Below are 12,835 nucleotides of genomic sequence, written 5' to 3'. Positions count from 1 at the left end.
CGCGGGCGACCTGCGCTCGTGCGCAAGATGGGAACTTATCGACCGAACGCAGATTATACCGACGGGGCTGGAGTTAAGCGTCGGAAATGCCAAAAAACCATAATCATAATAATAACAAAGGCCTGTTCGACAGCGAGCATCGGATTCTTGTTCAAGGGGTGATCGATTACGCGATCTTCATGCTGGATCCTACGGGGACCATCATCAACTGGAACGCGGGTGCGGAACGTATCAAGGGATATCATCCCGACGAAATCATCGGCCAGAACTTCGCGCGTTTTTATACGGACTCAGACCGCGCCGCCGGACGACCCGCCCGGGCTTTAAACATTGCCAGTTCCACGGGGCGATACGACGAAGAAGGTTGGCGGGTCCGTAAGGACGGTTCCTTTTTCTGGGCCAGCGTCGTTATTGACGCCATTCGCGACGACTTCGGAAATCTCATCGGTTTTGCAAAGGTCACGCGGGATATCACGGAACGCCGTGAGGCCCAGCAAAAGCTCGAGCGCGTGCAGCGGCAACTCGCGGAATCGCAGAAGATGGATGCGCTTGGCCAGCTCACGGGCGGAGTCGCTCACGACTTCAACAATCTGCTGATGATCGTCAGCGGCAACATCCAAACATTGAAAAAAATTGTCGAGAGCGAACCGAAAGCGCTGCGGGCGGTTCACGCCATCGAGACAGCAACCAAACGCGGGGCCACGCTCACCAGGCAACTCCTGACGTTCTCCCGGCGACAAAGCGTCAACCCCTTGCCGACCGATGTCTCTGAACGCATTCAATCGATCGCCGACGTTCTCCGGAGCGGCCTTGGTAAGGCGATCACCCTGCATATCGACACGCTCGACGACGCGTGGCCGGTCACGATCGATGCAACCGAATTCGAGACGGCGCTGCTCAACCTGGTCATCAACGCGCGCGACGCTATGACCGATGGTGGGCAGGTCATCGTGAAGGCGCGAAACATAACCAAAACGGACGAGCCCGAAGGACGCTATGTCGCCATTTCAGTTGAGGATACCGGAGACGGTATTCCGACAGATATCCTTGCAAAGGTGTTCGACCCGTTCTTTACGACGAAACCCGCCGGAAAAGGAACGGGTCTCGGATTATCACAGGTACATGGTTTCGCTCATCAAGCCGGAGGGCATGTCGGCATCGAGAGCGAACTCGGTTATGGTACCACAGTTACGCTTTATCTTCCGCCCACCGAAACGCTTTGCGCAGAGGAAAGCGGGTCGAGCCGTCGCGGCACGAGAGCGAGAGGCGGTACCGTCCTGCTCGTCGAAGACAATCCGGATGTCGCGGAGGCGAGCGCGGGACTGCTTGAACAGCTTGGCTATCGCGTGCGAATCTCCAACAATGCAGACGCTGCGTTGTTGGAGATCGAGCGTGATGGTATCGATTTGGTCTTTACCGATATCGTGATGCCGGGAAAAATAGATGGTCTCGGTCTGGCGGAGATGCTCCGCGCGACGTATCCACACTTGCCGGTGTTGCTGGCCACCGGCTACAGCGAAGCTCTTGCTGGACGCAAGCTGGACTTTCACGTTCTTCGAAAACCCTACGAAATTCATGAGCTGAGCCAGGCTCTCGCCAAGCTGTCCTCCTAGCGATTCCGCAACAAGGCTGGCGGTTTTTGCTTCTTGCCGCGCCGGGGGTGGAGGAGGTCCAGACCAGCTGACGAGCTGGCCCAGCAGAAAAGCCGGGCTTACGCTCTTCACAATCCCGTCACGCTGACTGTACTATGCCATTGTAAGCCGCCTCAAAGCCGATGCGGCCGAACATGGAACTGGAGCGTGCTCCGCAAAAGTGCCGGTTTGCGATCAGAGTGCGCTCAGTCATAGATATTGGATGCATTTTCCGCGGCAAACCGGCGCTTCACTTTGTCGGGAAAAGTGCTCTGGAGGCGCTAATTGAACGCGCATGTCTCGCAGGGCGGCTGGCCGGTGCTGGTCCTGAACGCAGACTTCCGGCCGCTGAGTTACTATCCGCTGTCTCTTTGGTCGTGGCAGGATGCGATCAAGGCGGTGTTCCTCGATCGCGTCAACATTGTTGAACACTACGACCGCGCGGTGCGCAGCCCCTCGTTCGAAATGCAGCTTCCGAGCGTGGTGTCGCTGAAGTCTTTCGTGAAGCCGTCGACCCACCCCGCCTTCACCCGCTTTAATGTATTCCTGCGCGACAGGTTCATGTGTCAGTATTGCACAGCTGTCGAGGATCTCACCTTCGACCACATCATTCCGCGCAGCAAGGGCGGTCAAACCACCTGGGACAACGTTGTCGCTGCCTGCTCACCGTGCAATCTGCGGAAGGGCAACCTGACGCCACAACAGGCCGGGATGTTCCCGCGTCAGGCACCGTTCGCGCCGACCGTGCATCAGTTGCACCGAAACGGCAGGTTGTTTCCACCGAACTATCTGCACGACAGCTGGTTAGACTATCTCTATTGGGACACCGAGCTCGATCCTTAGCCGCAACGTCGCCATGCCGCTTTCACGGAGAACGCCTGGCCCACAAGCTGATTGCTCGCATACGGCATTGCTACATCTTCTGATGCCTACGAACGGCTGTCCGCATATGCACCGCACGGAGAATCCGCATGGCTTCATTGACCGAATGGAAGGTGCCAAGCTCCGCCCAGCCGCGTCCGGAGGACTACCGCTTCGATCTGGACCGCGCGCTGTCCACCGTCGTCGGACTGCATTCTATTGTTCCGCCCGATGCCCTCACCGCGGACACCCTCGGCACCGAGCGCGCCGGGAATGGCGTCGTGATCGCCGATGGCCTCGTTCTGACGATTGGCTATGTCGTCACCGAGGCGGAATCTGTATGGCTGCATCTTGCGGACGGCCGCGTGGTGCAGGCGGACACGGTTGGTGTCGATCGGGAAAGCGGCTTCGGCCTGGTACAAGCCCTCGGTGATCTCGATCTTGAACCGCTGCCGCTAGGCTCGTCGGCCGCCGCCAAAGTCAATGACCCGGTCGTGGTCGCCGGAGTCGGCGGACGGTCCCGTTCGCTCGCGGGCCAGGTCATCTCAAAGGAGGAATTCGCCGGCTACTGGGAATACCTTATCGACGAAGCCATCTTCACTCGCCCGGCGCATCCCAATTGGGGCGGCACCGGCCTGATCTCGGCAGCTGGCGAATTGATCGGGATCGGCTCGTTGCAGCTCGAGCGGGAGGACGCTCGCCGGAACGAGCATCTCAATATGAACGTGCCGATAGATCTGCTGAAGCCCGTTCTCGACGACCTGCGGAAGTTTGGGCAGGTCAACAAGCCGGCCCGACCCTGGCTCGGCATATTCACCGCCGAGATCGAAGACAGGGTGGTCGCCGTCGGCATCGTGCCAAAAGGACCGGCAGACCGCGCCGAACTGCGCGCTGGCGACGCGATCCTTGCGGTGAAGGGAGAAAAGGTGTCGGACGCGGCCCAGCTCTATCGCAAATTGTGGGCGCTGGGTCCCGCGGGCGTCGATGTGCCGCTGACGCTCCATCGCGAGGGAGACACCTTCGACGTGGTGATAAAATCCACCGACCGTGCCCGGATGCTGAAGAGGCCAAGACTTCACTAAGCAAGGCTTCTCCACTCACGGCGGCGTGCGCCTCATGACGCTGTCTTGCCGGAAGCCGCGCCAGTCCGCCATCTGACTTTTATTGCGTTGATGCGTTTGGAGAGATGCCAAGCAGACCTGAAAGGCGCGCGCGGGGAGCCGCGAGATCGGCCAGCGTATATCCTTCCAGAACCTCCATGAAAGCCCGTTGCGCCCGCTCCAAGGCGCGCTTGAGCACGCAGCTGGGATTGATCATGCAGGGCGCGTTAAGCGGCTTCAAGCACGACACGATCGCCATATCCGGCTCAGTCGTACGAATGACCTCTGCCAGCCCAATCGTCTCGGCGGGCTTGGCGAGGCGCAGTCCGCCGCCGCGGCCGCGCACGGTTTCGATATATCCCGCTACCCCCAATTGATGAACCACCTTCATCAGGTGAGCCTCGGAAATCTTATAGCTCCCAGCAATCTCTGCGATTGTCGAAAGCCCATCGGACCTGAGCGCGAGATACATCAGTACCCGCAATGCGTAGTCCGAATAGGTGGTGAGGCGCATGCAGATTTTCCCGTGACGACGGTCACGCAAAAGCTATATTTTAGATATTGCTTTTGCGCAACTGCACATGTATGGACATGCTGACTTTTATAAAGGAGCGTTTCATGCGTGAGAACGCCACGATCAGTGACACCGTCGCAAAGCCTTTCCTGCTGCCGGGGACGGTCGTCTGCAACGCTCTCGGAATCCTCAATAACTCCGGGGATTATTCCCACCTGGTCCGCATGTTGGTAAATTCACTGATTTGGACAGTGGCCGGAGTCATCGTCATGGCTTTTCTCGCATGACACTCGTGTCCGACAAAATGGATCACGTGACCGAGGACGGCATTCGCCAGCTCGTCGACGCTTTTTATACGAAGGTGCGCGTCGATTCCGAGTTAGGACCGGTTTTCGAGAACAAGATCAAGGATAACTGGCCCCACCATCTTGAGAAGATGTACGCGTTCTGGTCGTCGGTCATGCTGACCACCGGCCGCTACAAGGGCAACCCCATGATGAAGCACGTGGTGATACCGGGCATGAAACCGGAGCTGTTCACCCAATGGCTCGCACTGTTCGACGAGACCTGCTGCGAACTGTGCGACGAGCCGATCCGCGCAGCTTTCAAAGAAAAGGCCGAACGCATCGCTGAAAGCCTGAAAATTGCAGTGTTCTACCGGCCTGACCGGCCGTGGCCGCCGCAGGCTTCCACGAATGCGACGTGATCCGACGAGCTGATGCTACGCTCGAGTCCCGTTCAACTGCGTTGAATCAAACTCTGTTTCATTCTTTCGATTAAGCATGATCTTATCCGAAAACAGGTTCTCATTTTGCCCTGGCGCGGCGCTTCGGGTCGGGATCATGCTCTAATCGTGGCTTTCATTTTGTCTTCGTGGCCGCCGCTTTGCGCGCATCCGCGATGGCTTGACCGAATTGCGTCGTGGTTAATACGCCAGGCACACGGAATTTCCCGATAATAAACGCAGGCGTTCCGTTGAATCCGAAGGCGATCGCCTGATCACTGTTGCGCTTCAGAATGGAGTCGATCGCGCCGGCGTTGGCGACCATGTCCTTGGCCGCGCGATCGACATCGATCTTCGCATCCGCCAGCAGTTCGCGAACGTGCGGCTCGGTCAAACGTGAACTGGTACTGATCAGAGCTTGGTGCGCGACAACAAATTTATCCTGATACTTGGACGCCAGAGCCAGACGCGATGCATAGACCGAACCGGGGCCAAGGATCGGCCAATCCTTGAGAATCAGCCGAACCTTGCCGTCGTCATGCACCACCTGAGCGAGCTCCGGCGCAAGCTTGCGGCAATAGGAGCAGTTGTAATCGAAATACTCGACGATCGTGATATCGCCGTGCACGTTGCCCGCCGCCGGAATCTCCTGATCGCGCAACACTTGTGCTTCGGTCAGAACTTCGTCAGATGTCTCGGCAAGCGTCGGCGTGCGCGTCAGACCTGCCGTGACCACTCCCAGGCCGAAGGCCCGCAGCAGCCCGCGTCTTGTCGGGTTGCCAGACGTGTCCTGCGATTTTGGCATGATCGATCAGACGCCCTTGAGCCGCTTGCTACATTCGCTGTAGTAGCCGCCGCCCTTCATGATCCATTTCAACCCGCCATTGGAGTTGGTGGTCTTGTTGGCCTTGTATTGATCAAGGCAAGTGTGCCTGCGCCCCTTGCCAGCTGATTCGCTGGCATATTTCGGCGACACCGCCGATGGGAAAACCGCGTTGCCGGCTGACGTGGCCGAAGGAGCTGCGGTCTTGGGCGCCGGCGTCTCGGCTGCCTCCGGGGCAGTTGCCGCCGCTCCGCACTGAGCCTTGCGGAAGTCGTTCCACTTCTGACCGTTGAGCGTGCCCGCTGATTTCGCGGCCTGATACTTTGCGCTGCACTCCTGCGCGGTCAGTGCTTTGGCGGGCAGTACCGAAAGTCCAAGCAAACCGGACACCGTCGCGGCGCCCAGCAGTTTCAAATAACCTGTCATGTGTTTGTCCTTCCCGGACATCGAGGATGGGCCGACATCCTAGCGTCGCCGACGGCCGTTTCAACGCCGCGCCCGGACCGGCTCCAAAAAAATCATGTGGGGATCGGCTCAAGGCCGTTCAGCCACCGTTCAGGCCGGCTCCGTGACGTTGAAGCTGTTATCAACCTGAGGAATTTTTCATGACCACGTCTTCCCGCTTCATCGCGATCCTCGCTGGGTCTCTGCTGCTCGGCGGCACGGCATTCGCCCAGACTGCCGCGCCTACCGCACCCGCAACGCCCGCACCGACTTCAAAGATGGCGCCCGCCACCAAGAAGGTCCAAAAGCCGCGCACCGCAGCTTCGCTCGAATGCTCGAAAGAGGCCACCGCCAAAGGCCTGCACGGCAAGGAACGCAAGAAATTCCTCTCCGGGTGCAAGGCCAAAGCGGCCAACCCGAACTGATCTGCTCGCCCGATAGTGTCGCCAGTCTACCAACCTGCGACACTATCGGGCTTGCCATCCGCCAGCCTGATCAAAATGTTCGACCGCAGCGAGCCCGGAGTCGGTTCGCGTAAAGAATGCGGCTCAAAACAAGCTGTTGGAGCCCTACCTTGATGCCATCAAGCTTGGATGTCGCTGGATCGCGATGAGCGGGATGCGAGCGGAAAGCCGCGACACACTTTTTTCATCCCGTAGCCAATGCCATCTGCGCAGAGTTTACCTGACCTTGCCTGCCAAAGCTGCGATGCCCCACCCCGAGATTGCCGCCATCAGTAGCGAGATCAGCGCATTGTAGCCAGCCAGCGACAGGCCGAGGAAGCGCCACTGCACCTGGTCGCAACGCACCACCTTCACTCTATCGAGATTCTCAAGCAGACTTCCCTTGCCCAGATCGAGCACCGTTCCGCTGCACTCGGTTGGCCCCGGCCAGAAGCCCCATTCCACCCCGGCGTGATAGGCGCCGAGCCCGGCGTTGACCAGCACAACCAGCGTAAGAACGGCGAGAGGCGGTATAATAAGGCAACGTGGTGCGCCCTTCGCGAGGGCAAATGCCACGAGCAGGCCGAAGGGGAACGCAAAATAGTAGGCATAGCGCTGCTCTAGACAGAGCGGGCACGGCAGGATCTCCAGCACGATCTGAAAGAACCACGCGCCTGCGATTGTCGCCGCGGCGATGAAGGCCACGGCCAGCGTGGCCGCGAAGGCGGTTTTTCTACCGACTCCGGAGGCGGATTTCACGACAGCATCGAGGGTCACGGCTTCCTCCGGCGAAGTGCTTGGATTGCACCATGCGTCCTAGCTTGCGAGCCTTGCCGCTGTCGAGCCGGCAGCCATCACACTGCAGTGTTTCGAGACCAAATGATCCTGTTGACGGAGGACGCTTGGCGCACCGGGTTGACCGGCAGGGATCGGCCGCTATAGTCCGCCCCGCTTCGCAAGACCATCGCCTCACTCGGCGTATGACTCGCGAATGCCCCTGTGGCGGAACTGGTAGACGCGCTCGACTCAAAATCGAGTTCCGCAAGGAGTGCTGGTTCGATTCCGGCCAGGGGCACCACAAAGCAGTTTTCCCATCACCGTTCGTGGTTGCCAAAAGGCTGCAAAATCGAGCCCATTGAGATTCTGGCGGTCCTTGAGTCGGTCGAGGCAGCCGGGAAATTGGAGACGGCAGCCCCGTCCGGAACACCATCGGCGCGGTATTTTCGGCACGCCATCCAGACGGTGCGGGTAAGGCCGATTTAACGCGGACGTTGCGAGGACCGTTGCTACGCCAAGGGTTGCGATCCGCCTGCCCGATCGTCATTCAGCGGGTGCAAGCGATCCCCCATCCGAGACACCGCTACGATCCTTTGCTTTCAGGGATAACCTAGCACGTCGCTTTCGGTACCAGATCACGACGCCGGTTACAGAAAGTGCAGCGACAACCAGACCCATCGCGGAAATTATAATCCGTCCGAGCAAACCTAAAATACGTCCACTGTGAACCGGAAACTGCGCCTGGACAAAAATATCCGCGGCCGTTCCCTCCCACGGCAAGTGTGCTCCCAGGGGCCGGCCGTCCAACCCATCGTAATAGAGCCGCGCCGGGCCGACACCACCAGCACCATGATCGTCACCCGGTTTGAAATACTGTACTTCATAAATACCGTACTGAAGAGCATACGAGGCCGACCCGACTGGTGTGCTCCATCCTCTGGAGCGGCCATCAGCCTCTGCCTTCGCAATAATTTCGGCAAACGTAATCTTGGGCTCGATTGGACGATCGGGAGCCGTGGGCGACCGAGTTTCGTAGGGCGATGGCGTATAATTTGAAACCGTCTTCATTACCGGCGAGAAAACCTCGCTGAACAAATTCAGCGAGAATGCAGTGAAGGCGATCACAAACAGAAGCAACCAGGTCCAGAGACCAAATGCCCTATGGATATCGAAATTAATTCGATAAGCGCTCCCGGATGTCTTGATCATCCAAGCTGGTTTCCACCGCGCCCAGAATCCCTTGCTCAGCTCACGACTAACAACAGCGGGCCGTAAGGCGTTGCTTTTCCGCCGCGCTGGAAGTGTCAGGTAGAAGCTGACGAAGCAATCGATTGTCCAGATAACAGCGATTATGCCGAGCAGGCGAATACCCCACCTGTCACTTCCCCAGAACTCCGGGATATGCAGGGAGTAGTGGAGCCGGTACAGAAACGAAACAACGTTCTCTCGGGTTATCGGCCACACTGAACCCCAATAGCGACGCCCAAGTTCTTCACCCGTGTTCGGATCAAGATAGACCTGGTTATAGTCGAGCACGTGGCGCTTGCCCGTCGCCGGATCTATTCGCGGTTCAACAAAAAACCAAAGAGACTCGCCAGCCTCCGGTGTGGTGAATAAATACGTAACGCGCGCCCGCTGATCGCGTTGCTCGATCAGCTTAGCTAATTCCGCCGAAGGCCGGGCCGGACCAGGGCTGTTCACCTCTATGAATCGTCTGATCAGCAAATCGTCGAGCTCATGATCCCACGAAATGACAGCACCGGTTAAGCCGGCCATGAACAGAAACGCCGCCGTGATCAGACCTGCCCATCGATGCAAAGAGGTAAAGAGGGCTCGCATACGCACCTATTCAACTATTTTCGATACATCGGCGCTACTGGCGTGGTCGGCGACGGCAGCAGGTCTGCGCTCAAAGATAGACGGAAGGTTTGAGGAACACCGAGAGTCAGCTGACCAAACGGGTTAGCGTACCAGTAGTTCCTGCCGGTGGCATTATCAACATTGAGCCGAGCGACCATGTCACGATCCCACGCACGGAATTTATAACGCGCGCCCAAATCCAGCCGCTCCCAACCGCCCACTCGTTGAAAGTTGGCGGGATCTAGGTAGTTGTCTGACACGTGAACCACGCTGGCCCGTTACAGTGAAATTTGGGACCCATGGCACATCGTATTCAGCGCCGACGCTAAGTTGAACATTTGAAACGCCGGGTGCTTTCTTTCCGTCGTTCAAGCCGTCTTCTGTCTTTGTCAGCCGCCCATCAAGGAATGTCACGCCACCTAGCAAGCGCACATTCTCGATCGGCGAACCGAACATCGTGAAGTCGATGCCCTGATTCATCTGCTCGCCGTTATACCCAAAGATGTTGGTCGCAGGATTTAAGAATGCCGAGGGTTGGGAAATCCGGTAAAACGCCAGCGTTGCGCCGAAACGTCCGAAGTCTACCTTGGCTCCCGTCTCAATCTGCTTCGTTCGCTGAGGTGCTAGAAAAATCATGCTGTTTGCGGCTCCCTGCGGAGCCTGTGGGCCAAATCCAAATCCTTCGGCATAACTCATGTAAAGCGTGAGAGGCTGCCAAGGCTTGAACAACAATGCCAGCATGGGCGTGTTCGCATCTTGGTTATCGCCGGACGTCAACAGTCCGTTGACGTCATAGTTATTGCTTTCCAGATGCTGTCGGCGGCCGCCGATCGAAAACTGCACGCGATCGTCGGCGACAGACATAGTATCAATCAACGCGAAGCCCGTGAGCAACGCATTATATTTCGATTGCTGCACCGTCGCCAGTTGCGCTGCTCGGTCCGGGGACGGGAAGTTCACCGGTGCGTAAATGTTGTTGGCAAAAACGTCAGCGGCTGTACTCCCGTACTGGCTGGCGGCGTGATAGCCGGTGTAGACAAGCGAAATGCTATGTTTGACAGGGCCGGTCCAGACCTTACCGCGAACCCCGACCTCACCGGACTGGGACAGTTCGCTTTCCCGATATGCATAAGTGTTCTGGGTTATGTCACCTGCCGTATTATTCAAGAAGCTGAAGGTCGCAACATACCTCTCGTCCTGATGAGCCGCACCATAAGCTCCGAACAGAGTCCAGTCGTTTGAAATATCGTATTCTACTCGGCCAACAGCGAAACGTTGATCGTATTTTGAATCCTCCCAAGGCTGCTGAAAGTTGCTTGTAAGCCTTGGCGCGGGACCGATCGGAAAGTCGTTGGCCCCTAGAAGCAGGCTGCTCACAGCCGCTTTATAGGCCTGATGGTTAATGCCTGCATCCAGGCTCGCTCGAAAATCCTGGCCTCTGTAGTCCAAACCTGCCGTGAGCGAACCGATCCCGAGTTCATTCTTATCGATGGGTGTTTGACCCGCGCTGCCCGTCCCGTTGATGCGAACACCAAACTCCTTTTGATCTCCATACCGTTGGCCGACGTCGAAAGCGAGCCCGCCGTTCCCTCGTGAAAGATAATTCGCGGTGAGACGCGCTATTGGGTCGTCTGTCGCTCGCTTCGGGATAAGATTGACGAGACCCGCAGTCGTACCACTCGGCGGAAAGCCGTAGAGGAAAGTAGCCGGTCCGCTTAGGACCTCCACGCGCGCGACACCCTCAAGCTGAGGACGGCGATAGTTGACTAAGCCATAGAGTCCGTCAAATGCATAGTCTCTTGAGTTTAAGGTGAAGCCGCGCACCACTGAGGACTGCTGAATACTGTAAGGCGACGCCTCTGCCCGCACGGCAGGATTGTTTTCAAAGACATCATAGATGCTCCGCACCTGCTGATCGCGCATCAACTGTTCGGTGTAATTCGTTTGCGAGAATGGGATATCAAATATGCTGCGATTCCCAAGAAGCCCAAGCCGCCCCCCACTTGCGACCTGGCCTCCGGCGTAGACCGGAGGCAGCGACATCGTGGAGTTGGAATTGGCGGCACCCTGCACGTCGATGGTGTCGAGCGCGATCGCGCCGGCTGGCACCGCACCAGCAGCGGGCGTGCCGATACGCTCGATGGCGACGGTGTTTGGATTTGTGAAGTGATAGGTCAGACCCGAACCGTGCAGGATACGACCTAGCGCGTCCTTCGGCGCGAAGCCGCCCGACAGGCCGATCGACCGCTTGCCCGAAGCAATCTCCGGCAAGTAGGTAACTTGCACGCCGGCCTGACGCCCGAACGCCGCGAGCGCGTTGGATAGCGGACCTGGCGGAATGTTGAACGAGGATTGTTGAGCAGTCTGTGCGCTTGCATCGTCCTGCATCGCGATACCCATGCAACTCGAGCCCATGAGCGCCGCTGTTACAAACCGCATCCCCCACCGTCGCGCGGTGTTACCGCAGCCCCCCCGAAGTCCCATCGCATCACCGCTCTGTTGTCATCATGTCTAGGGGCGTTCGTTTGCAGTTACGAACCCGGCCCTACTAGATGAAACGAGCGGAGCTTTCAGATTTTATCCCCTACCTCGCTTTTTTTAGATCGGAGAGATGATGGTTAGCCAGGAGGAGAGCTGGCGAACCTTGCCGCCATAGGGATGGATAACGGCTTCGAGCGCGGCAGTCGGATCATGGAGATCGAAGACACCGCTTATCCGACGCGCGCCGAAGCTCGGATCGGCAATCACCACGCGGCCGGGCTGCCAGCGCGCGACTTTGGCGACCACGGAAGAGATGGTGTCACGTTCAGCGACGATCATCCCGTCACGCCACGCCGCAATTTGGTTTGTTTCGCGCTTGCCACGTTCCGATGAGCGCGTTCGCTCGTCGAAGGTCAACCACTCGCCATCGGCTAATCTATCGCCGTGTACCAACGGCGATTCCGGCGCCGCAACCTCGACCACGCCGGCCTGGACCGAAACCGTTACGAATCCAGCGTCCTTGCTGACATCGAATGTTGCGGCGAGCGCCATCGAGGTCAGGTTGTCCACGGCGGCGTGGAAAGGTCGTGTTGCATCGCTGGCGACCTCGACAAACGCCATACCGGCGAGCAGCTCGATTCGCCGTAACGATGGCATGAACTCCGCTCGGATTGCGGTGTCGGGTCCAAGTGTGACGACCGTTCCGTCCGGAAGCGTGATGCGGCGCACTTCGGCTGTCGAAGTCATATGGTCGGCCCGCAAGCGAAGAAGCATATTTGGCCCGTAAAGAGCACCGGCACCGAGCACCGCAACGCCTGCTAGACCACCTGCGACTATGGCTCGCCGCGACGGGGCGCCCTTAGGCCGCTCTGCCTTGCGCCGGTCATCGAGCACTTTGCCCGACATGCCGTGGATCTCGACGACTTCCGCCCAAGCCGCCTCGTGGTCAGGTCCTCGTGCCCGCCAGCGGTGGACAAGCTCGCGCGCAATCGAGTTCGTCGGGTCGCTCTGCAACCGGATGATGAGGTCGAGAGCCTCTTCGAACAGCTTCTCGTCTTTGGAAATCTCTTCCATCATTCCATCGTAAACCTCGCCGGTGCCCCCGCTCGACGCAAGCACATCCCTGCCTATATTAAATAGAACGAATGGAAGGCAGAATTTTTCTCTCCGCAGGGTG

13 protein-coding genes, 1 tRNA gene and 1 pseudogene are annotated in these 12,835 nt (G+C 58.2%); 7 read left to right on the top strand and 8 right to left on the bottom strand.

The annotated features are described in order from the left end of the window. The first annotated feature begins 86 nt into the window (after positions 1 to 86). From ACM561_RS04780 to ACM561_RS04770, 3 genes are all read left to right on the top strand, one after another. Positions 87 to 1,613: an ATP-binding protein gene (locus ACM561_RS04780; protein ID WP_425908452.1), complete on the top strand. Its 1,527-nt coding sequence runs from the start codon at positions 87 to 89 to the stop codon at positions 1,611 to 1,613. 303 nt (positions 1,614 to 1,916) lie between these two features. Then, positions 1,917 to 2,474 carry an HNH endonuclease gene (locus tag ACM561_RS04775; protein ID WP_079447880.1) on the top strand — a complete coding sequence of 186 codons (558 nt, stop codon included), beginning with the start codon at positions 1,917 to 1,919 and terminating at the stop codon, positions 2,472 to 2,474. A 128-nt stretch (positions 2,475 to 2,602) separates the two neighbouring features. Next, on the top strand, positions 2,603 to 3,574 hold the full coding sequence (locus tag ACM561_RS04770) for a S1C family serine protease (protein ID WP_425908449.1): 972 nt from the start codon (positions 2,603 to 2,605) through the stop codon (positions 3,572 to 3,574). Positions 3,575 to 3,653: 79 nt separating this feature from the next. Here the strand turns inward: ACM561_RS04770 and ACM561_RS04765 are convergent, their stop codons facing one another. Further along, a complete protein-coding gene (locus ACM561_RS04765) occupies positions 3,654 to 4,106 on the bottom strand; it encodes an RrF2 family transcriptional regulator (RefSeq protein WP_079447882.1) in 453 nt (150 codons plus the stop codon). A gap of 104 nt (positions 4,107 to 4,210) precedes the next feature. Between ACM561_RS04765 and ACM561_RS04760 the strand changes: the two genes are divergently transcribed. Both ACM561_RS04760 and ACM561_RS04755 read left to right on the top strand, forming a co-directional pair. After that, entirely contained in the window at positions 4,211 to 4,393 is a 183-nt protein-coding gene (locus tag ACM561_RS04760; RefSeq protein WP_425908447.1) for a hypothetical protein, read from the top strand. A gap of 17 nt (positions 4,394 to 4,410) precedes the next feature. Beyond that, positions 4,411 to 4,812, top strand: a complete 402-nt coding sequence (locus ACM561_RS04755) for a group III truncated hemoglobin (RefSeq protein WP_425909641.1) — start codon at positions 4,411 to 4,413, stop codon at positions 4,810 to 4,812. A 154-nt stretch (positions 4,813 to 4,966) separates the two neighbouring features. Here ACM561_RS04755 and ACM561_RS04750 read toward each other — a convergent pair whose 3' ends face one another. Both ACM561_RS04750 and ACM561_RS04745 read right to left on the bottom strand, forming a co-directional pair. Further along, positions 4,967 to 5,635, bottom strand: coding sequence for a DsbA family protein (locus tag ACM561_RS04750; RefSeq protein WP_425908445.1), 669 nt, complete (start codon positions 5,633 to 5,635; stop codon positions 4,967 to 4,969). Positions 5,636 to 5,641: 6 nt separating this feature from the next. Continuing rightward, on the bottom strand, positions 5,642 to 6,079 hold the full coding sequence (locus tag ACM561_RS04745; protein WP_425908443.1) for a hypothetical protein: 438 nt from the start codon (positions 6,077 to 6,079) through the stop codon (positions 5,642 to 5,644). 179 nt (positions 6,080 to 6,258) lie between these two features. Between ACM561_RS04745 and ACM561_RS04740 the strand changes: the two genes are divergently transcribed. Beyond that, on the top strand, positions 6,259 to 6,522 hold the full coding sequence (locus ACM561_RS04740) for a PsiF family protein (protein ID WP_425908441.1): 264 nt from the start codon (positions 6,259 to 6,261) through the stop codon (positions 6,520 to 6,522). Positions 6,523 to 6,777: 255 nt separating this feature from the next. Here the strand turns inward: ACM561_RS04740 and ACM561_RS04735 are convergent, their stop codons facing one another. Further along, positions 6,778 to 7,317: a disulfide bond formation protein B gene (locus ACM561_RS04735; protein WP_425908439.1), complete on the bottom strand. Its 540-nt coding sequence runs from the start codon at positions 7,315 to 7,317 to the stop codon at positions 6,778 to 6,780. A gap of 216 nt (positions 7,318 to 7,533) precedes the next feature. Between ACM561_RS04735 and ACM561_RS04730 the strand changes: the two genes are divergently transcribed. Then, positions 7,534 to 7,618: transfer RNA gene (locus ACM561_RS04730), tRNA-Leu, on the top strand. A 242-nt stretch (positions 7,619 to 7,860) separates the two neighbouring features. On the opposite strand, the gene ACM561_RS04725 is transcribed toward ACM561_RS04730, so the two are convergent. From ACM561_RS04725 to ACM561_RS04710, 4 genes and pseudogenes are all read right to left on the bottom strand, one after another. Beyond that, on the bottom strand, positions 7,861 to 9,156 hold the full coding sequence (locus ACM561_RS04725) for a PepSY-associated TM helix domain-containing protein (protein WP_425908437.1): 1,296 nt from the start codon (positions 9,154 to 9,156) through the stop codon (positions 7,861 to 7,863). 201 nt (positions 9,157 to 9,357) lie between these two features. Next, the gene (locus ACM561_RS04720) at positions 9,358 to 11,286 is read right to left on the bottom strand and encodes a TonB-dependent receptor (RefSeq protein WP_425909639.1); all 1,929 of its coding nucleotides are present in this window, start codon (positions 11,284 to 11,286) and stop codon (positions 9,358 to 9,360) included. A gap of 39 nt (positions 11,287 to 11,325) precedes the next feature. Continuing rightward, positions 11,326 to 11,565, bottom strand: a pseudogene (locus tag ACM561_RS04715) (STN domain-containing protein); the annotation flags it as partial. A 210-nt stretch (positions 11,566 to 11,775) separates the two neighbouring features. Then, on the bottom strand, positions 11,776 to 12,777 hold the full coding sequence (locus tag ACM561_RS04710) for a FecR family protein (protein WP_425908435.1): 1,002 nt from the start codon (positions 12,775 to 12,777) through the stop codon (positions 11,776 to 11,778). Positions 12,778 to 12,835: the final 58 nt, after the last annotated feature.

Origin of the sequence: Nitrobacter sp. TKz-YC02 (genome assembly GCF_049852135.1) — a bacterium.
GTDB lineage: Bacteria > Pseudomonadota > Alphaproteobacteria > Rhizobiales > Xanthobacteraceae > Nitrobacter > Nitrobacter vulgaris.
The sequence above is the reverse complement of the archived record's forward strand: the minus strand, read 5'-3'. Positions and strand labels throughout refer to the sequence as shown.